Annotated in this window: 16 protein-coding genes and 4 tRNA genes; 3 read left to right on the top strand and 17 right to left on the bottom strand. The window is 61.0% G+C overall.

Translation table 11 applies throughout. The annotated features are described in order from the left end of the window. Nucleotides 1-50: 50 nt before the first annotated feature. Nucleotides 51-419, top strand: coding sequence for an Mpo1-like protein (locus ACI2KG_RS14475; protein ID WP_404662371.1), 369 nt, complete (start codon nt 51-53; stop codon nt 417-419). A gap of 157 nt (nt 420-576) precedes the next feature. Here ACI2KG_RS14475 and ACI2KG_RS14480 read toward each other — a convergent pair whose 3' ends face one another. From ACI2KG_RS14480 to ACI2KG_RS14490, 3 genes are all read right to left on the bottom strand, one after another. Next, entirely contained in the window at nt 577-1,374 is a 798-nt protein-coding gene (locus ACI2KG_RS14480) for an acyl-CoA thioesterase (RefSeq protein ID WP_404662372.1), read from the bottom strand. An 89-nt stretch (nt 1,375-1,463) separates the two neighbouring features. Beyond that, the gene (locus ACI2KG_RS14485; RefSeq protein WP_404662373.1) at nt 1,464-2,231 is read right to left on the bottom strand and encodes a CHAD domain-containing protein; all 768 of its coding nucleotides are present in this window, start codon (nt 2,229-2,231) and stop codon (nt 1,464-1,466) included. Nucleotides 2,232-2,245: 14 nt separating this feature from the next. Further along, on the bottom strand, nt 2,246-2,524 hold the full coding sequence (locus tag ACI2KG_RS14490; RefSeq protein WP_060507980.1) for a hypothetical protein: 279 nt from the start codon (nt 2,522-2,524) through the stop codon (nt 2,246-2,248). 177 nt (nt 2,525-2,701) lie between these two features. Here ACI2KG_RS14490 and ACI2KG_RS14495 point away from each other — a divergent pair, with 177 nt between their 5' ends. Next, nucleotides 2,702-3,742 carry a patatin-like phospholipase family protein gene (locus ACI2KG_RS14495; protein ID WP_404662374.1) on the top strand — a complete coding sequence of 347 codons (1,041 nt, stop codon included), beginning with the start codon at nt 2,702-2,704 and terminating at the stop codon, nt 3,740-3,742. Between the two features lie 175 nt (nt 3,743-3,917). Here ACI2KG_RS14495 and ACI2KG_RS14500 read toward each other — a convergent pair whose 3' ends face one another. From ACI2KG_RS14500 to ACI2KG_RS14550, 11 genes are all read right to left on the bottom strand, one after another. Further along, nucleotides 3,918-5,789, bottom strand: coding sequence for a SurA N-terminal domain-containing protein (locus tag ACI2KG_RS14500; protein WP_404662375.1), 1,872 nt, complete (start codon nt 5,787-5,789; stop codon nt 3,918-3,920). A 181-nt stretch (nt 5,790-5,970) separates the two neighbouring features. Next, entirely contained in the window at nt 5,971-6,243 is a 273-nt protein-coding gene (locus tag ACI2KG_RS14505; RefSeq protein WP_016485887.1) for an HU family DNA-binding protein, read from the bottom strand. 153 nt (nt 6,244-6,396) lie between these two features. Next, nucleotides 6,397-8,793, bottom strand: a complete 2,397-nt coding sequence (gene lon / locus ACI2KG_RS14510) for an endopeptidase La (protein ID WP_404662376.1) — start codon at nt 8,791-8,793, stop codon at nt 6,397-6,399. Between the two features lie 163 nt (nt 8,794-8,956). Beyond that, nucleotides 8,957-10,240 carry an ATP-dependent Clp protease ATP-binding subunit ClpX gene (gene clpX / locus ACI2KG_RS14515; protein WP_110744985.1) on the bottom strand — a complete coding sequence of 428 codons (1,284 nt, stop codon included), beginning with the start codon at nt 10,238-10,240 and terminating at the stop codon, nt 8,957-8,959. Between the two features lie 108 nt (nt 10,241-10,348). Further along, entirely contained in the window at nt 10,349-10,990 is a 642-nt protein-coding gene (gene clpP / locus ACI2KG_RS14520; protein ID WP_027593952.1) for an ATP-dependent Clp endopeptidase proteolytic subunit ClpP, read from the bottom strand. Between the two features lie 91 nt (nt 10,991-11,081). Further along, the gene (gene tig / locus ACI2KG_RS14525; protein WP_404662377.1) at nt 11,082-12,395 is read right to left on the bottom strand and encodes a trigger factor; all 1,314 of its coding nucleotides are present in this window, start codon (nt 12,393-12,395) and stop codon (nt 11,082-11,084) included. 248 nt (nt 12,396-12,643) lie between these two features. Next, nucleotides 12,644-12,943, bottom strand: coding sequence for a DUF6388 family protein (locus ACI2KG_RS14530; RefSeq protein ID WP_404662378.1), 300 nt, complete (start codon nt 12,941-12,943; stop codon nt 12,644-12,646). A gap of 491 nt (nt 12,944-13,434) precedes the next feature. Beyond that, nucleotides 13,435-13,510: transfer RNA gene (locus ACI2KG_RS14535), tRNA-His, on the bottom strand. A gap of 36 nt (nt 13,511-13,546) precedes the next feature. Next, nucleotides 13,547-13,631: transfer RNA gene (locus ACI2KG_RS14540), tRNA-Leu, on the bottom strand. 52 nt (nt 13,632-13,683) lie between these two features. Continuing rightward, nucleotides 13,684-13,759, bottom strand: a tRNA-His gene (locus ACI2KG_RS14545). A 42-nt stretch (nt 13,760-13,801) separates the two neighbouring features. Further along, nucleotides 13,802-13,878, bottom strand: a tRNA-Arg gene (locus ACI2KG_RS14550). A 270-nt stretch (nt 13,879-14,148) separates the two neighbouring features. On the opposite strand from ACI2KG_RS14550, the gene folD reads away from it, so the two are divergent. After that, nucleotides 14,149-15,003, top strand: coding sequence for a bifunctional methylenetetrahydrofolate dehydrogenase/methenyltetrahydrofolate cyclohydrolase FolD (gene folD / locus ACI2KG_RS14555; protein WP_201207662.1), 855 nt, complete (start codon nt 14,149-14,151; stop codon nt 15,001-15,003). Between the two features lie 133 nt (nt 15,004-15,136). On the opposite strand, the gene ACI2KG_RS14560 is transcribed toward folD, so the two are convergent. Genes ACI2KG_RS14560 through ACI2KG_RS14570 form a run of 3 tightly spaced genes read right to left on the bottom strand, consistent with a single transcriptional unit; the run spans nt 15,137 to nt 18,001 of the window. Then, on the bottom strand, nt 15,137-16,876 hold the full coding sequence (locus ACI2KG_RS14560; protein ID WP_404662379.1) for a carbohydrate ABC transporter substrate-binding protein: 1,740 nt from the start codon (nt 16,874-16,876) through the stop codon (nt 15,137-15,139). Between the two features lie 39 nt (nt 16,877-16,915). Continuing rightward, nucleotides 16,916-17,188 (bottom strand): DUF2160 domain-containing protein, encoded by a 273-nt coding sequence (locus ACI2KG_RS14565; protein ID WP_346642934.1) that lies wholly within the window; start codon nt 17,186-17,188, stop codon nt 16,916-16,918. Nucleotides 17,189-17,200: 12 nt separating this feature from the next. Beyond that, nucleotides 17,201-18,001, bottom strand: coding sequence for a carbohydrate ABC transporter permease (locus ACI2KG_RS14570; RefSeq protein ID WP_404662380.1), 801 nt, complete (start codon nt 17,999-18,001; stop codon nt 17,201-17,203). Nucleotides 18,002-18,004: the final 3 nt, after the last annotated feature.

The following is an 18,004-nucleotide window of genomic DNA, read 5'->3' on the forward strand; positions in this document are numbered from 1 at the left end:
CCTTGACGGGGGCCGCACTAAGCTTTGGGCATGACGACGAGGAACTGCCCATGAGCAAACGCCTGCCCAACCTGCCCGCCTGGCAATGGCGCGGCTACCACCACAATCACCGCCACCCGGCCAACCTGGTGCTGCACCTGATCGCCGTGCCGTTGTTCATCCTGGGTGCGCTGCTGATGCTGTCCGGCCTGTTCGGCCTTGATCTGGGTCAGATCGCGGTGGGTATCATTGCCTTGATTGCCGGCCTTGGCCTGCAGCGCCACGGGCACCGGCTGGAAGCCGAACAACCCGAGCCTTTCGCCAACCGCCAGGATGCCGTGCAACGGCTGCTGACCGAGCAATTCATCACCTTCCCGCGCTTTGTGTTGAGCGGGGCCTGGTGGAAGGCCTGGCGGGAGCGGCATAAGCATCGGCGCTAATCCACCAGCCTAGTGCGGTCCCTGTAGGAGCGGCCTTGCGTCGCGATAGGGCTGCGCAGCAGCCCCAGAATTGCAGCTTCGCAGTGGAGGTTGCCGGGGCCGCTATGCGGCCCTTTCGCGACACAAGGCCGCTCCTACAGGGAATTGTGGCTGCCCGTTAAGCGAACACGGTGACGGTCTGCCTGCTCAGGGCCAGCAACTCCCCTTGCGCCGTCCACAGCGCTGCTGCAGCATGCCCATAACCGTCCCGCGCATGCTCGGTTTCCACACAGTACCGGCACCAGTCCAGCGTCGACAGCGTGGCCGTGGGCTGGATGAATTCGATGGTCCAGGTCAGGGTACTGCCCGCAGCGGGCTGCTTGAGAAACGGCATCAGGCTCGGTGGCCAGGCATCCACCAGCGCCAGCAGGTGCGCTTCGTTGACCTGCTCTTCGGCCACATCGCGCAAGCGCACCCAACCGCCCATCTTTCGCGACTGATTGCCACTGAACGGCAACCCACCCACTGCCCAGCGCAAAGCCACGTGGCGCATGAACTCCGGGGTCAAGCCCTTGATATAGGGCAATTCGGGGGCCGCGTCTTCAAGCGCCTTCATTTCCATGGCCGGTAGCGCCGGCACCTCTACCACCGAAGGCCGCCCCGCACCGAAGTTGCCCTGTACCAGGGTCACCACCTGGCCATCCTGAACGGCACGACCGAGCAAGGTACTGACCGCCTTGCCTTCGCGCAGCACTTCGACCTCGAAACGGATGGGCACATCCGCAGCCGCCGGCGCTACAAAGCTGATGGCCAGCGAGCGCACCGGGCGGCTGTCGCAGAGTTTCAGGCGCATGGCCTCATACACCATGGCCGCCATCAGCCCGCCAAAAACAGCACGCCCCTGGGCCCAGCTGGGCGGAACACTGACGGCATTCGGGTTGGCGCGCACGGCGTCGAGCAATTGGTTGAAGTTCATGGACCGGCTCCTGCCTGCAGCGAAAAGGGTCTGCCCATCCTAGCCAGCAAACCCCGGGCGATCAGCCCGCATTTCGGTCATTGTTCGGGCTAGCGTCGCGCCAACGCCTGTTGCAGGGCGTCCAGGGTCACATCCGACTTGCGCTCGGCCTCGTGCAACTCCTGCTCCCAGTCGACCTTGCAGGGCGCCAGGTCGGCGTGGTCCCGGGCTTGCAGCAGCCATTGCAGGCGATCGTGCCAGTCGCCCAGGTCGCCCTGGGCCTTTTTCAGCAAGCGTTGCAGCTTTTTCCCGGCGTGGTCGAGCTGCGGGTAGGCCTCATCGCCATAGCGCGCACGCTTGATCAGCAGGCGCAGGCGATGGCGATCGTGGGCCGGGTCCTGCAAGGCTTGGTGCAACTTGCGCCACTGTTTGACCAGGCGCTTGTCGATATGTTTGTCCAGCGACTTGACCAAGCCTTCACGGCCCGCCGCACGCAGAAACAACGGAAATGCATCGACAATGGCCAACACCCGCGCCAGTTGCGGGCTGGCCGCGATACGGGCGAAGGTCCTGGCGCGCCCTTCCTGGCGCCGCTGACCGGCTTCGGTATAGCCGCGACTGATCAGTTCGCCCGCCAGCACCTCGCGGTCGCGCAGCGGCGTGGTCAGGGTGCCCAGCGAACTGGCAGCGTCCTCCAGCTGCTCCACGCCTGGCAACCCGCGCAGTGGTCGCAGCAGGCTGCGCAGGCGGCGCACGGCGATGCGCAGGTCGTGCAGCGCCTCGCTGTCGGTATCGGCTGCCAGGCGTTCGCGACAGGCCAGCAGGCGTACCTGCAAGGCCAGTATCTGGGCAACGACATGGTCGAGCATGGCAGACATAAGACGCTCCTTGGTCAGCGCCCGGCGCGGGACTCACGAATGTAGAAGCGCGCCTTCTCGGCTTTGTGGGTGCAGCTTTCGTAACCTTCGAACTGCTGCTGGGTCTTGGCCCCGGTCAACAGTGACAAAGCCTTGGAGTAACTCACGGCACCGGCAAAGCCTTCTGCCTTGGCCAGGTCCAGTTCCTTCCAGGCGGCATCCAGCTGGGTAGCACAACTCTCTCGGTAGGCCGTCTTGCCCGCGCAGCCAGCAAGGGCCAGGGCAATCAGTGGAAGGCAGATCCAGGCTTTCATCAGTAATACCTCAATGGAAAAACGGTGGCTGTTCGACGCCCCGGTAGCAGAAAAGTGCCCTGTCCAGCCGGCTTTGCCTCACCGGCATTATTACAGTAGCTCAGCACGATCAACATTGAAGCACAGGCAGCGATGGGTGCATTGTAGGACCATGGTGGCACTGGCCGGGGAATGTTCATGAGTAAACGCGTGGCACTGGTACTGGGATCGGGCGGAGCCCGGGGGTATGCACATATTGGCGTGATCGAGGAAATCGAGCGCCGTGGCTACGACATCGCCTGCATCGCTGGCTGCTCCATGGGTGCCGTCATTGGCGGGATCTATGCCGCCGGCAAGCTCGACGACTACCGCAACTGGATCGAGAGCCTTGATTACCTCGACGTTTTACGCCTGGTCGACGTCAGTTTTCGCCTCGGCGCGATACGCGGCGACAAGGTGTTCGGGCAGATTCGCAAGATCGTTGGCGAAATCAACATCGAACAACTGCGCATCCCCTACACGGCGGTGGCTGCCGACCTGACCAACCAGCAGGAAATCTGGTTTCAGGAGGGTTGCCTGCACCAGGCCATGCGCGCCTCGGCGGCCATCCCCAGCCTGTTCACCCCGGTGATGCAGGGCAACCGCATGCTGGTCGATGGTGGCATCCTCAACCCGTTGCCGATCGTGCCGGTGGTGTCCAGCCATTGCGACCTGATCATTGCGGTCAACCTCAACGCCACCAACCAGAAACAGTACCAGTTACCGGTGATCGAACGGCCGGCAGCGTTCAAGATGCGCTTCGACGCCTTGCTCAGCTCACTGGGTTCACGCCTGCCGTTCCGGCGCAAGCCGGCGGAGGAGCTGATGCGCATCGAACAGGAAATCGTCGCCGAAGGGCTGGCACCGCCGAGCCCGTGGATGAGCGACGGCGTTGCCCCGGAAGGCCAGCAGCCGGCAGCGGCACCGGAGCGCGAGGGCGCGCCGAAATCGGCGACCGGTTCGTTCATCATCGACAACGTCGGGCCGGCCTCATTGCTGGACTTGATCAACCAGAGCTTCGAGGTCATGCAGACTTCGTTGGCGCAGTACAAGATCGCCGGCTACCCGCCAGATGTACTGATCAACGTGCCCAAGCGGGTGTGCCGGTTTTTCGAGTTCTACAAGGCGCCGGAGCTGATCGCCTTGGGGCGGGAGATTGCGCGGGATACGCTGGATAGTTATGAAGGGGTAAAGCGGTAGGCCTGTATTGCCTGTACTGTCCTCATCGCCGGCAAGCCAGCTCCCCCAGGCCCCCACAATGCCTGAGGCCTGTGTAATACCTGTGGGAGCTGGCTTGCCGGCGATGAGGCCCTCACAGGCGACATAAAACGAAACAGGCCGCACAAGGCGGCCTGTTTATCATGCAACAATCACCTTAGTAACGGGTGATGTCCGCATTGGCTTCCAGCTGCTTGCGGTAGGCCGCGAAGTCCTGCTGGCCAGCACGCGATGCGAGGTAGCGGCGAATCTGCTGCTTCTCTTCATCGGTGGCGGTCGCGCCTTCGTTGACACCCTTGAGCTGCAGCACCACCAGGCTACCGTCACGCAGCACGACGCTGCCATACACCGGCTTGTCTTTGGCTTGCGGCTTGCCCAGGCGGAACAGCGCCTGCAGTTCGGCCGGGTCGATGCCGTCCTGACCACGGGTGACCGCTTCGTAGGCTTTCCAGCCCTGCCCTTCGTGCGCACTGCCCGCTGCGATGGAACCGTCACGCAGGCCGGCAATCAGCTTGTCCGCCTTGGTCTTGAGTTCGGCAGTCGCCTTCTCCTTGGCCAGGTGCTCACGGATATTCTGGGCTACGGCCTCCAGCGGCAGTTGCTCTGGCTTGCGGTGTTCCTTGACGCGCAGCACCACGGTGGTTTCCGGGTCAAGCTCGATGGCGGTGCTGTTGGCACCCTCGTCAAGCACTTCTTCGGAGAACGCAGCCTGCACCACCGAACGGTTGGCAGTAATGCCTTCACCACCCTCGCGGCCAAAGGCTGCGGAGGTGTGCACCTTGAGGTTCAGGTCCTGAGCCGGTTGGGCCAGGTCGGAAGCCTCGTAGGCAGCATCCTGCAACTGCTTGCTGGCGTCGACGTAACGCTGCTCGACCAGCGGGATCTTCAGGTCGCGGGTCAGCTTGTCTTTCAGGCTGGCGAAGCTCGGCACCTCAGGTGCCTCTACGCCTAGCAGCTTGATCAGGTGGTAACCGAACTCGGTGCGTACCGGCGCCGATACCTGACCATCCTGCAGCTTGTACAGTGCCTCTTCGAACGCCGGGTCGTAGACACCCGGGCCAGCGAAGCCAAGATCACCACCGTTGCGGGCCGAACCTGGGTCCTGGGAGAATTCCTTGGCCAGTGCGGCAAAATTTTCACCCTTGGCCAGGCGCTGTTCGATCTCTTCGGCACGGGCCTTGGCCTGGGCGTCGGTGACCTTGTCGTTGACTTCGATGAGGATGTGCGACGCGTGGCGCTGCTCGGCAAGGTTGGCGATTTCCTTCTCGTACTGCGCCTTGAGCTCTTCATCGGTGACCTTGACCTGGTCGAAGTACGCCGACTTCTTCAGCTCGATGTAGTCGATCACCACCTGGTCAGGCGACATGAACTCCTTGGCATGCTGATCGTAGTGCGCCTTGACCTCCTCGTCGCTGACCTTGACAGCGGCCGGGTCGGCCTTGAAGGTCAGGGAGGCGAAGTCGCGGGTCTGCTTCTCCAGGCGGGCGAAGGCATCGACCTGCTGGTCGGTGACGAAGCTGCTGCCGGCCAGGCCGGTGCGCAGCTGGCCGATGAGCATTTCCTCGGCGAGCATCTCGCGGAACTGCATGCGGCCGTAGCCCATCTGGCGGATGACCTGGTCAAAACGGTCGGCACTGAACTTGCCGTCCACCTGGAACTCTGGCGTCTGCAGGATCACCTGATCCAGCGCGGCCTCGGAGAAGGCAAACTTGGCGTCTTCGGCACCTTGCAGCAACAGCTTGCGGCTGATCAGGCCCTTGAGGGCCTCTTCACGCAGCAATTTGTCATCCAGCAACGCCGGGTCGAAATCCTTGCCCAACTGTTGCATCAACTGACGGCGCTGCATGTCGGCCGCCTGGCTCAGCTCGTTCTGGCTGATGGTCTGGCCGTTCACCTTGGCGGCGTCCTGGCTATGGGTGGCGGCCTGGAAAATAGCTTCGAAACCGGTCAACGCCATCAACACGACGATAAGGCCGATGATGGTCTTGGCAATCCAACCTTGTGAATTGTCCCTGATATTTTGCAGCATGCGTCCCCCAGAAACGGCTGTACCACTGCGTCGACAACCGCGGAGCGTGGGTAGAATCCTGATAAAAGAAAGGCGCATCCGAGGATGCGCCTTTGCTTAGCAAACGTGTCAGGCGGGAACGTTTGCGCCCCGCCATCAGCGCGCTCGGACCTGGCCAGGCCGGGTCCGGCTGAAAGACGACTTAGTTGACGGCGTCTTTCAGGCCTTTGCCTGCCTTGAAACCTGGAACCTTGGCGGCTTCAATCTTGATCGCCTTGCCGGTTTGTGGGTTGCGGCCGGTGCGCTCGGCGCGATCCTTGACCGAGAAGGTACCGAAGCCAACCAGAACGACGTCGTCGCCTGCTTTCAGGGCACCGGTTACGGAGTCGATCACAGCGTCCAGAGCCTTACCTGCGGTAGCTTTGGAAATGTCAGCCGATGCAGCGATAGCGTCAATCAGTTCCGACTTGTTCACTCTAAGTCCCCTTATTTCTCTATTGAGTTTGTTTCTAAGTATGTAATGAAAAGCTTATGAAACGTACGTTGGGAGGCTTTGTTGACAATAACGTGCCGCTTTATAGCAAGGCCTCGAAAAAACTGTCAAGGAAAGCCCCCCAAGCAAAAACTACTAATGCGTGCTGATTCTTTCCTTGGCATCGCCGTCGCGCTTTTCTTCTTTCGCGACAATCTCAGGAGCCACATCTGGCAAGGGCTCCGGGGCGTATTGCAGCGCAATTTGCAGGACTTCGTCAATCCATTTGACCGGTTTGATCTGCAGATCCTGTTTGATGTTCTCCGGAATCTCCTTCAGATCGCGAACATTCTCCTCCGGAATGATCACCGTCTTGATCCCGCCACGGTGTGCTGCCAGCAGTTTTTCCTTGAGCCCGCCGATGGCCAGCACCTGGCCGCGCAGGGTAATTTCGCCGGTCATGGCCACGTCGGCACGCACCGGAATCTGCGTCAGCGCCGACACCAGCGCGGTGCACATGCCGATACCGGCACTTGGGCCGTCCTTCGGCGTGGCGCCCTCAGGCATATGGATGTGCACGTCGTGCTTCTCGTGGAAGTCGGCGGCAACACCCAGGCTGCGGGCGCGGCTGCGCACCACGGTCTGTGCGGCGGTAATCGACTCGACCATGACATCGCCCAGCGAGCCCGTCTTGATCAGCTGACCCTTGCCGGGGATAACCACGGCTTCGATGGTCAGCAGTTCGCCGCCCACCTGGGTCCAGGCCAGGCCGGTAACCTGGCCGATCTGGTCTTGCTGCTCGGCCAGGCCGTAGCGGAACTTGCGTACCCCCAGCAGGTGCTCCAGCTGCTCGCTGGCCACCTTGACCTTGACCTGCTTCTGCCCGGTATGTTCCTTGACCACCTTGCGGCAAACCTTGGCGATTTGCCGCTCCAGGCCACGCACACCGGCTTCGCGGGTGTAATAACGGATGATGTCGCGGATCGCCGAAACATCGACCTCCAGCTCTTCCTTCTTCAAGCCGTTGGCCTTGACCTGCTTGGGCACCAGGTACTTGACCGCGATGTTGATCTTCTCGTCCTCGGTGTAGCCCGGCAGGCGGATGACTTCCATGCGGTCAAGCAGCGCCGGCGGGATGTTCATCGAGTTCGAGGTGCACAGGAACATCACGTCCGAGAGGTCGTAATCAACCTCCAGGTAATGGTCGTTGAAATTGTGGTTCTGCTCCGGGTCGAGCACTTCCAGCAGTGCCGAGGCCGGGTCGCCACGCATGTCGCTGCCCATCTTGTCGATTTCGTCGAGCAGGAACAGCGGGTTGCGCACCCCCACCTTGGTCATCTTCTGGATCAGGCGGCCTGGCATCGAGCCGATGTAGGTACGGCGGTGGCCACGGATCTCGGCCTCGTCACGCACGCCACCCAAGGCCATGCGCACGAACTTGCGGTTGGTGGCCGCAGCGATCGACTCGGCCAGCGAGGTCTTGCCGACGCCAGGTGGACCGACCAGGCACAGCACCGGGCCACGGATTTTCTTCACGCGTTTCTGTACGGCAAGGTACTCGAGGATGCGTTCCTTGACCTCTTCCAGACCATAGTGGTCGGCATCAAGGATTTCCTCGGCCTTGGCCAGGTCAAGGCGCACCTTGCTCTGGGCCTTCCACGGCACCTGCACCAGCCAGTCGAGGTACGACCGCACCACGGTGGCTTCGGCTGACATCGGCGACATCTGCTTGAGCTTGTTCAGCTCGGCCTGGGCCTTGGTCAAGGCATCTTTGGGCAGGCCAGCAGCTTCGATGCGCTTTTTCAGCTCTTCGACTTCGTTGTGGCCTTCGTCGCCATCACCCAGCTCTTTCTGAATGGCCTTCATCTGCTCATTCAGGTAGTACTCGCGCTGGCTGCGCTCCATCTGCTTCTTGACCCGGCCGCGAATGCGCTTTTCAACCTGCAGCAGGTCGATTTCGGCATCCAGCAGCGCCAGCACGTGTTCGACACGCGTGGTCAGGTCGACGATTTCAAGGATTTCCTGCTTCTGCTCGATCTTCAGGGCCATGTGTGCGGCCATGGTGTCGACCAGGCGCCCCGGCTCTTCGATGCTGTTCAGCGACGACAGCACTTCGGCAGGGACCTTCTTGCCCAGCTGCACGTACTGCTCGAATTGCGACAGCAGCGTGCGCACGAACACTTCCGACTCGCGCTCGGCGGTGTCGGTTTCGTCGATCAGGGAAACTTCGGCACGGATGTGCCCTTCTACTTCGGTGAAACGCTCAACGGCGCCACGCTGCTCGCCCTCGACCAGCACCTTGACGGTGCCATCAGGCAGCTTCAGCAGTTGCAGCACGGTGGCAACGGTACCGACGCGGTACAAGGCGTCCTCACCCGGGTCGTCATCGGCTGGGTTCTTCTGGGCCAGCAGCAGAATCTGCTTTTCGCCCGTCATCGCTGCCTCGAGGGCTTCGATGGATTTTTCGCGCCCCACGAACAGCGGGATAACCATGTGCGGGTAAACAACGACATCGCGCAATGGCAAAAGAGGCAAGTCGAGGGTGGTCTTCATGATTTCGCCTCTACAGCGGCCTTGTGGCCGGAAACCGGTGGAAATGATGCTTGGACCTAATGTGGGGGCACGCTTGGGAAATTACAAGCGCTAGCGCAGGAAAAGCAGAAAGGGGCCCGTAGGCCCCTTCATGCTTGCAACCGCGAACCGGCCATTGCCTGGATCAGGCGTCTGGCGCGGCCTTGGCTTGCGGCTCGCTGTTCTCGTAGATCATCAGCGGCTGCGAGGTGCCTTCGATGACGCTCTCATCGATCACCACCTTGCTGACATCCTTCTGCGAAGGAATCTCGTACATGGTGTCGAGCAGCACGCCTTCGAGGATCGAACGCAGGCCACGGGCGCCGGTCTTGCGCTCCAGGGCCTTGCGTGCAACGGCCTTGAGTGCATCGCTGCGGAACTCGAGGTCGACGCTTTCCATCTCGAACAGCTTGGCATACTGCTTGGTCAGGGCGTTCTTCGGCTCGGTGAGGATCTGCATCAAAGCAGCCTCATCCAGCTCGTCGAGGGTAGCCAGAACCGGCAGGCGGCCGACGAATTCCGGAATCAGGCCAAACTTGACCAGATCGTCCGGCTCGACCTCACGCAGGGACTCGCCAACCTTCTTGCCTTCTTCCTTGCTGCGCACTTCGGCGCCAAAACCGATACCACCCTTGGTGGAGCGGTTCTGGATGACCTTTTCCAGGCCCGAGAACGCGCCACCGCAAATGAACAGGATGTTGCGGGTATCAACCTGCAGGAATTCCTGTTGCGGGTGCTTACGGCCACCCTGCGGCGGCACCGAAGCCACGGTGCCTTCGATCAGTTTCAGCAACGCCTGCTGCACGCCCTCGCCCGAAACGTCACGGGTGATGGACGGGTTGTCCGACTTGCGCGAGATCTTGTCGATTTCGTCGATGTAGACAATGCCCATCTGGGCCTTTTCCACGTCGTAGTCGCACTTTTGCAACAGTTTCTGAATGATGTTCTCGACGTCTTCACCCACATAACCGGCTTCGGTCAGGGTGGTGGCGTCAGCAATGGTGAACGGTACGTTCAACAGGCGTGCCAGGGTTTCGGCGAGCAGGGTCTTACCCGAGCCGGTCGGCCCGATGAGCAGGATGTTGCTCTTGCCCAGTTCGACTTCGTCACCCTTCTTGTCACGCTGGTTCAGGCGCTTGTAGTGGTTGTACACCGCTACGGCCAGCACCTTCTTCGCGCGCTCCTGACCAATGACGTACTGGTCCAGGATGCCGCTGATTTCTTTCGGCGAAGGCAATTTGTGCGCGCTGCTCTCGGCCTGGGCTTCCTGCACCTCCTCACGGATGATGTCATTGCACAGGTCGACGCACTCGTCGCAGATAAATACCGAGGGCCCGGCAATCAATTTGCGCACTTCGTGCTGGCTTTTGCCGCAGAAGGAGCAATAGAGCAATTTGCCGCTGTCCTCGCCGTTACGGGTGTCAGTCATTCGATCGATCCAATCCGGTAGGCTTGCAACACAAGATGAAGGCAATTGCGGGCTTTTTCAAGTCCGCAGGTAGGCGCTTTCGGCGCCTACCTGCTCTGGCACCCCGGTTCAGGAGGCCAGTTGCCGCTTGTCGTAGACCGAGTCGATCAGGCCGTACTCGGCCGCGCGCGAGGCGCTCATGAAGTTGTCACGCTCGGTGTCGCGCTTGATGGTCTCGAGGTCCTGGCCGGTGTGGTAGGCCAGCAGCTCGTTCAGACGCGCCTTGATATTGAGGATTTCCTGGGCATGGATCTCGATATCGGTGGCCTGGCCCTGGAAACCACCCAGCGGCTGGTGAATCATCACACGCGAGTTCGGCAGGCAGTGACGCTTGCCCTTGGCACCTGCGGTCAGCAGGAAGGCGCCCATGCTGCAGGCCTGGCCGATGCAGATGGTCGAGACGTCCGGCTTGATGAACTGCATGGTGTCGTAGATCGACATGCCGGCGGTGACGGAGCCACCCGGCGAGTTGATGTAGAGATGGATATCCTTGTCCGGGTTTTCCGCTTCGAGGAACAGCATCTGCGCGACGACGAGGTTGGCCATATAGTCTTCAACCGGGCCAACCAGGAAGATCACTCGCTCCTTCAACAGGCGCGAATAGATGTCGTACGCGCGCTCGCCACGGGCGGACTGCTCGATAACCATCGGGACCAGGCCGCCTGCGGCCTGGATGTCAGAGCTCTGCTGAATATAAGAATTGCGGGACATGTCCTGCGCTCACTCCCAAATAGTCATGGCTTGATAACGCACAAGCCAGCTCGAAGGCTGGCTTGTGGGGTTTCCTACGAGAGAAAACGTATTACTCGGCTTCGGCAGGTGCCTGGGCTGGTTTTACGGCATCTTCGTACGAGACCGACTTGTCGGTCACAGTCGCTTTCTGCAGAACAGTATCTACAACTTGCTCTTCCAGCACAACCGAACGCACTTCGTTCAGTTGCTGGTCGTTCTTGTAGTACCAGGCGATGACCTGCTCAGGCTCTTGGTAAGCCGAAGCCATTTCTTCGATCATCTCGCGAACCTTGGCGTCGTCCGGCTTCAGTTCGAACTGCTTGACCACTTCGGCGACGATCAGGCCCAGCACCACACGGCGCTTGGCTTGCTCTTCGAACAGCTCGGCTGGCAGCTGCTCAGGCTTGATGTTGCCACCGAACTGCTGAACGGCCTGCACGCGCAGACGGTTGACTTCGTTTTCCAGCAAGGCTTTCGGCACTTCAATCGGATTGGCGGCCAGCAGACCGTCCATGACCTGGTTCTTCACCTTGGTCTTGATTGCCTGACGCAGTTCACGCTCCATGTTCTTGCGAACTTCGGCGCGGAAGCCTTCCAGGGTCGATTCCTTGATGCCGAACTGGGCGAAGAACTCTTCGTTCAGTTCTGGCAGCACCGGGGCCGAAACGCTGTTGACGGTGATGGTGAACTCGGCAGCTTTACCTGCCAGGTCCAGGTTCTGGTAGTCCTCTGGGAAGGTCACGTTGACAACGCGCTCTTCGCCAGCCTTGGCGCCAACCAGGCCGTCTTCGAAGCCTGGGATCATGCGGCCGGAACCCAGTACCAGCTGGGTGCCCTTGGCCGAACCACCGGCGAACACTTCACCGTCGACCTTGCCGACGAAATCGATGTTGACCTGGTCGTCGTTCTGCGCAGCGCGCTCAACGGCCTCGAAGCGGGTGTTCTGCTTGCGCAGCACTTCCAGCATGTTGTCCAGGTCGGCGTCAGCCACTTCAGCGGTCAGGCGCTCGACGTTGATCGACTCGAGGCCGGCAACGGTGAACTCCGGGAACACTTCGAAGATGGCGACGAACTCCAGGTCCTTGCCCTTTTCGAAGGACTTCGGCTCTACAGCCGGGGCGCCGGCCGGGTTCAGTTTCTGCTCGACGATGGCTTCGTAGAAGGAAGCCTGGACCAGATCACCGAAAGCCTCTTGACGGGCATCGGCCTCGAAGCGCTGACGGATCACGCTCATTGGCACCTTGCCTGGGCGGAAGCCGGCAACCTTGGCGCGCTTGGCAGTCTGTTGCAGACGCTTGTTGACTTCGTTCTCGACGCGCTCGGCCGGAACGGCGATGGTCATGCGGCGCTCGAGAGCGGAAGTGTTTTCAACAGAAACTTGCATGGATATTCCTCGTTGCACAGACGTTAGCCGGCGTTAGCCCGACTCCAGAATCAAGGGCAAGCATTCTAGTGAGTCGCGCAGCAGAAGTCACCCCACACGGGACGACGGGAAACCACGCCGGTCGATTAGCTTTCAAGGCCCGCACGGCTTGCCGCCGGGCCTCCTTCATAAAGAGCCGCACCACGCCCATGGCGCAGTACAGCCGTAATAACTTGTCAAACAACTGCCAGTGGCGAATTCGCTTCCTTTTATTCAGGATCGATTTCATTGAACTGACAGTATTCTTCCCACTCCAGCCCCAGCGCCTCGGCCACCTCGCGGTGCGTTTCCAGGCGCATGGCCTGTAACTGTTCCGGGGTTTCGGCGATCAGCTGCAGCGCCAGTTCCCAGGGCTGTATACCCTGCTCGTCGGCCGCATCTTCGAACGCCCACTCGATCTGCTGGGCCTGCTCACGCGCATCCAGCTCGCGGACCTCCTCAAGCAGCTGCGGATTGGCTTCGGCAAAGCGCTGCAGCGCCAAGGCTTGACGGGCTTCTTTTGCAATCATTGGGTTGTTCCTCTGCCGGCCAACCGGGCCGGTATTTCAACCGGCTGAAATCTAACAGCTTTTATTGGGGTGCCACCAGAGGATTGCAAGGGGTGAGAGGTGATTTGGCCGGGAGGTGGTTAGCCTCAACATTTTCAGCGCCTGGGAGATCGAGCGCCGCCCGCGCGGCGCTTCGCGGGGCAAGCCCGCTCCCACATCTGTTTCAGGCCCATTATTCCTGCGCCAGAGGTGCTCGCACCCTTGGTGCATGGCTGCAGGCGGCGCCGATATCGAAGGGAGCAAACAAGGCGGGCATAGGCGACCTCACAGGGTTGACTGGCCCGAAACAAACTGTGGGAGCGGGCTTGCCCCGCGAAGCGCCGCGCGGGCGGCGCTCGATTTCACAGGTGCCAAATCTCTAAAGGCATGCACACCACAACCACACATAAACCCAAAAATCCAAAAACAAAAAAGCGCCCGATCTTTCGATCAAGGCGCCTTTTTCAAGAATATGGGGTGGACGATGGGAATCGAACCCACGACAACCGGAATCACAATCCGGCGCTCTACCAACTGAGCTACGCCCACCATATTGCGGTGTTTCGGTACAACCTTACAGAAGCATGGTGCGGACGAAGAGACTCGAACTCTTACAGCTTGCGCCGCTGGAACCTAAATCCAGTGTGTCTACCAATTTCACCACGTCCGCGTAACGCTTAAAACAAAGGCGCCAGATGCTATCGAGGCGCCTTCGAAAAATATGGGGTGGACGATGGGAATCGAACCCACGACAACCGGAATCACAATCCGGCGCTCTACCAACTGAGCTACGCCCACCATATTGCATTACCGCCTACTTGCTTGCCAAAGCTGCCTAAATGGCGCACCCGGCAGGACTCGAACCTGCGACCATCCGCTTAGAAGGCGGATGCTCTATCCAGCTGAGCTACGGGCGCTTAAGCTTGAAGCCTAACCGAACAAGCATTTAACAGGTAACTGCCAAACCACTCATTCTGCCCGACTTAGCCAACCAGTGCTAGGCTGTGCCCGACAAGTGCGGCGAATCTTATAGGCGACCCCGAAAGTCGTCAACACCTTTTTCAAAAAAATTTAAATTATTTAAGGGCTTAGGGGATTTGCCCGACCACCCGCCTTTGCCCTTGGCCCGTGTCGTGCGAGAATGCGCGTTCTTTATTGTTTCCTTCTCGATGGTTAATCACGCGTCTATGACTGCACACCTAATCGATGGCAAGGCAATCGCCGCCAGCCTGCGCCAGCAGATCGCTCAACGTGTCGTGGAGCGTCGCCAGCAAGGCCTGCGTACGCCGGGCCTGGCGGTGATCCTGGTCGGCACCGACCCCGCCTCCCAAGTCTATGTCTCGCACAAGCGCAAGGACTGCGAAGAGGTCGGTTTCATTTCGCAGGCTTTCGACCTGCCCAGCGAGACCACACAAGAAGCCCTGACCGAGCTGATCGACCGCCTCAACGACGACCAGGCCGTCGACGGCATCCTGCTGCAACTGCCGCTGCCGGCACACCTGGACGCCTCGCTGCTGCTGGAGCGCATTCGCCCAGACAAGGATGTGGACGGCTTCCACCCTTATAACATCGGCCGTCTGGCCCAGCGTATCCCGCTGCTGCGCCCGTGCACGCCAAAAGGCATCATGACCCTGCTGGAAAGCACCGGTCAGGACCTGTACGGCATGAACGCCGTCATCGTCGGCGCCTCCAATATCGTGGGTCGCCCGATGGCCATGGAGTTGCTGTTGGCCGGCTGCACCGTGACCGTCTGCCACCGCTTCACCAAGGACCTGGCCGGCCATGTCGGCCGCGCCGACCTGGTGGTGGTGGCCGCCGGCAAGCCGGGCCTGGTCAAGGGTGAGTGGGTCAAGGAAGGCGCCATCGTCATCGACGTGGGCATCAACCGCCAGGAAGACGGCAAGCTGGTTGGCGACGTAGTCTACGAGACCGCCCTGCCACGCGCTGGCTGGATCACCCCGGTGCCGGGTGGCGTCGGGCCGATGACCCGGGCGTGCCTGCTGGAAAACACGCTGTATGCGGCGCAAGAGCTGCACAAGTAATAGCGCGTGACATGAAAACGGCACCTCTGGCAGGTGCCGTTTTATTTGCCTGGCGTGGGAGGTGTAGCGCCTGTGAGATCGAGCGCCGCGCGGGCGGCGCTCGATTCACGCATCAACCTGAATCCTCAGCCGATCACTTCCTGGCCGCCTCCCAAGACTTCAGCAATTCGTTGTAGCTGACCGTCTCGCCCTTGGGCTTTTCGTTGGCCAGTTTGGGCTTTGGTGCACCGGGCTGGTCGAACCAGTACTGGGCATCTTTCTCCGGGTTCAGCTTCGGTGCGCAGGTGGCTTGGGCGTTGGAGCGCTGCAAGCGCTCCATCATCCGGTCCTGGTCGCGCGCCAGGCCGTCCAGGGCCTCCTGCGGCGTCTTCTCGCCACTGGCCACCTCGGCGATATGGCTCCACCACAACTGCGCCAGGCGTGGGTAATCCGGCACGTTGGTGCCGGTCGGTGTCCACTGCACCCGCGCCGGGCTGCGGTAGAACTCCACCAGCCCACCCAGCTTGGGCGCCAGCTCGGTCATGGCCTGGGAATTGATGTCCGACTCGCGGATCGGGGTCAGGCCGACGATGGTCTTTTTCAGCGACACGGTCTTGGAGGTGACGAACTGGGCGTACAGCCACGCTGCCAGGCGCTGCTTTTCGGGGGTGGACTTGAAGAACGTCCACGAGCCGGTGTCCTGATACCCCAGCTTCATGCCCTCCTCCCAGTACGGCCCTTTCGGCGAAGGCGCCATGCGCCACTTCGGCGTGCCATCGGCATTGACCACCGGCAGCCCGGGCTTGGTCATGTCGGCAGTGAACGCGGTGTACCAGAAAATCTGCTGGGCAATGTTGCCCTGGGCCGGTACCGGGCCGGCTTCGGAGAAGGTCATGCCCTGGGCTTCTTTCGGTGCGTAGGCGCGCATCCAGTCCACGTACTTCTGCGTGGCATAGACTGCCGCCGGGCCGTTGGTATCGCCGCCCCGGGTCACGCTGGAACCCACCGGGTGGCAGTCCTCCACGCGAATCCCCCACTCATCAACCGGCAGGCCGTTGGGCAAGCCTTTGTCGCCACCGCCAGCCATCGAGAACCAGGCGTCGGTGAAGCGCCAGCCCAGCGACGGGTCTTTCTTGCCATAGTCCATGTGACCGTAGACGCGCTTGCCGTCGATTTCCTTGACATCTTCGGTGAAGAATTTTGCGATGTCTTCATAGGCCGACCAGTTCACCGGTACACCCAGCTCGTAACCGTACTTTTCCTTGAATTTCGCCTTCAGGTCCGGCCGTTCGAACCAGTCGGCGCGGAACCAGTACAGGTTGGCGAACTGCTGGTCGGGCAGCTGGTAGACCTTGCCGTCGGGCGCGGTGGTGAAGGAAATGCCGATGAAGTCCTTCAGGTCCAAGGTCGGCGAGGTGTAGGCCTTGCCCTCGTTGGCCATCAGGTCGGTGATCGATTCCACCTTGCCGTAGCGAAAGTGCGTACCGATCAGGTCGGAGTCGTTGACCCAGCCGTCGTAGATGTTCTTGTCCGACTGCATCTGTGTTTGCAGTTTTTCCACCACGTCGCCTTCCTGCAGCAGGTCGTGGGTCAGCTGAATGCCGGTGATCTCGCTAAAGGCCTTGGCCAGCACCTTGGCTTCATATTCATGGGTGGTGATGGTTTCAGACACCACGTTGATCTTCATGCCACGGAACGGCTCGGCCGCCTTGATGAACCACTGCAACTCGGCCAGTTGCTGTTCAGGGGTAAGGGTCGAAGGCTTGAACTCGCTGCCGATCCATTTTTTTGCCGCGTCCTCGTACTGGTCGGCCCAGGCAGTGCCCTGCACGCTGGCCAGCACCAGCAACGCGGCCAGGGTCAAATGTCGCCTGTTGTGCTTGTTATCGAACATTGTGATCTCCCGTTTCAGTTATCCCACAGGGCCGCTCGCTCAGCCCCAGCGCAGCACCAGCACCAGCCACGCCAGCGACAGCAGCGAGGCCACCCACAACGGCCACTCGCTGACGCCGACCACCAGCAGGTGCAGGTAGGCGCTGGCCAGCAGGCCGATGAACAAGCGGTCACCACGGCTGGTGACCAGCGGCAGAAGGCCCCGCCGCTCCACGCAGGGGCGGCGCAGCTCAAGCAGGGTCATGCCCAGCAGCAGTACACCCACGGCGGCGAAGAACAGCGCCGTCGGCAAGGTCCAGGCCATCCACTCCATGCGTTGCCCTCCTTACACCCGGCCCAGGGCAAAGCCCTTGGCCACATGGTTGCGCACGAACCAGATCACCAGCATGCCCGGCAAAATGGTCAGTACCCCCGCCGCGGCCAGCACGCCCCAGTCGATGCCCGAGGCGGATACGGTGCGGGTCATTACCGCGGCAATCGGCTTGGCATTCACCGAGGTCAGGGTGCGCGCCAGCAGCAGTTCGACCCAGGAGAACATGAAGCAGAAAAATGCCGTGACGCCGATGCCCGAGCCAATCAGCGGAATGAAGATCTTCACGAAGAAGCGCGGGAAGCTGTAGCCGTCGATGTAGGCGGTTTCGTCGATCTCCTTCGGCACGCCAGACATGAAGCCCTCCAGAATCCACACCGCCAGCGGCACGTTGAACAGGCAGTGGGCCAGGGCCACGGCGATATGCGTATCGAACAGGCCGATCGATGAGTACAGCTGGAAGAACGGCAGCAGGAACACCGCCGGCGGCGCCATGCGGTTGGTCAGCAGCCAGAAGAACAGGTGCCGGTCACCAAGGAAACGGTAGCGCGAGAAGGCATACGCCGCCGGCAGCGCCACCAGCAGCGAAATCAGCGTGTTCAGGCACACGTAGTACAGCGAATTGATATAGCCGTTGTACCAGCTGGGGTCCGTGAAGATCACCCGGTAGTTGTCGAGGGTGAACGCCTGCGGCCACAGGGTCAGGCCGCCGAGGATCTCGCTGTTGCTCTTGAACGACATGTTCAGCAGCCAGTAGATCGGCACCAGCAGGAAGAAGAAGTACAGCAGCAAGGCCAGCGATTTGCGTGTGCTCATGGG

Origin of the sequence: Pseudomonas sp. NPDC089407 (assembly GCF_044900445.1) — a bacterium.
In the GTDB taxonomy this organism is placed as follows: Bacteria; Pseudomonadota; Gammaproteobacteria; order Pseudomonadales; family Pseudomonadaceae; genus Aquipseudomonas.

Coding starts and splice junctions, on each gene's coding strand:
- ACI2KG_RS14475 (WP_404662371.1), top strand. CDS start 51: ATGAGCAAACGCCTGCCCAACCTGCCCGCCTGGCAATGGCGCGGCTAC.
- ACI2KG_RS14480 (WP_404662372.1), bottom strand. CDS start 1,374: ATGAACTTCAACCAATTGCTCGACGCCGTGCGCGCCAACCCGAATGCC.
- ACI2KG_RS14485 (WP_404662373.1), bottom strand. CDS start 2,231: ATGTCTGCCATGCTCGACCATGTCGTTGCCCAGATACTGGCCTTGCAG.
- ACI2KG_RS14490 (WP_060507980.1), bottom strand. CDS start 2,524: ATGAAAGCCTGGATCTGCCTTCCACTGATTGCCCTGGCCCTTGCTGGC.
- ACI2KG_RS14495 (WP_404662374.1), top strand. CDS start 2,702: ATGAGTAAACGCGTGGCACTGGTACTGGGATCGGGCGGAGCCCGGGGG.
- ACI2KG_RS14500 (WP_404662375.1), bottom strand. CDS start 5,789: ATGCTGCAAAATATCAGGGACAATTCACAAGGTTGGATTGCCAAGACC.
- lon (WP_404662376.1), bottom strand. CDS start 8,793: ATGAAGACCACCCTCGACTTGCCTCTTTTGCCATTGCGCGATGTCGTT.
- clpX (WP_110744985.1), bottom strand. CDS start 10,240: ATGACTGACACCCGTAACGGCGAGGACAGCGGCAAATTGCTCTATTGC.
- clpP (WP_027593952.1), bottom strand. CDS start 10,990: ATGTCCCGCAATTCTTATATTCAGCAGAGCTCTGACATCCAGGCCGCA.
- tig (WP_404662377.1), bottom strand. CDS start 12,395: ATGCAAGTTTCTGTTGAAAACACTTCCGCTCTCGAGCGCCGCATGACC.
- ACI2KG_RS14530 (WP_404662378.1), bottom strand. CDS start 12,943: ATGATTGCAAAAGAAGCCCGTCAAGCCTTGGCGCTGCAGCGCTTTGCC.
- folD (WP_201207662.1), top strand. CDS start 14,149: ATGACTGCACACCTAATCGATGGCAAGGCAATCGCCGCCAGCCTGCGC.
- ACI2KG_RS14560 (WP_404662379.1), bottom strand. CDS start 16,876: ATGTTCGATAACAAGCACAACAGGCGACATTTGACCCTGGCCGCGTTG.
- ACI2KG_RS14565 (WP_346642934.1), bottom strand. CDS start 17,188: ATGGAGTGGATGGCCTGGACCTTGCCGACGGCGCTGTTCTTCGCCGCC.
- ACI2KG_RS14570 (WP_404662380.1), bottom strand. CDS start 18,001: ATGAGCACACGCAAATCGCTGGCCTTGCTGCTGTACTTCTTCTTCCTG.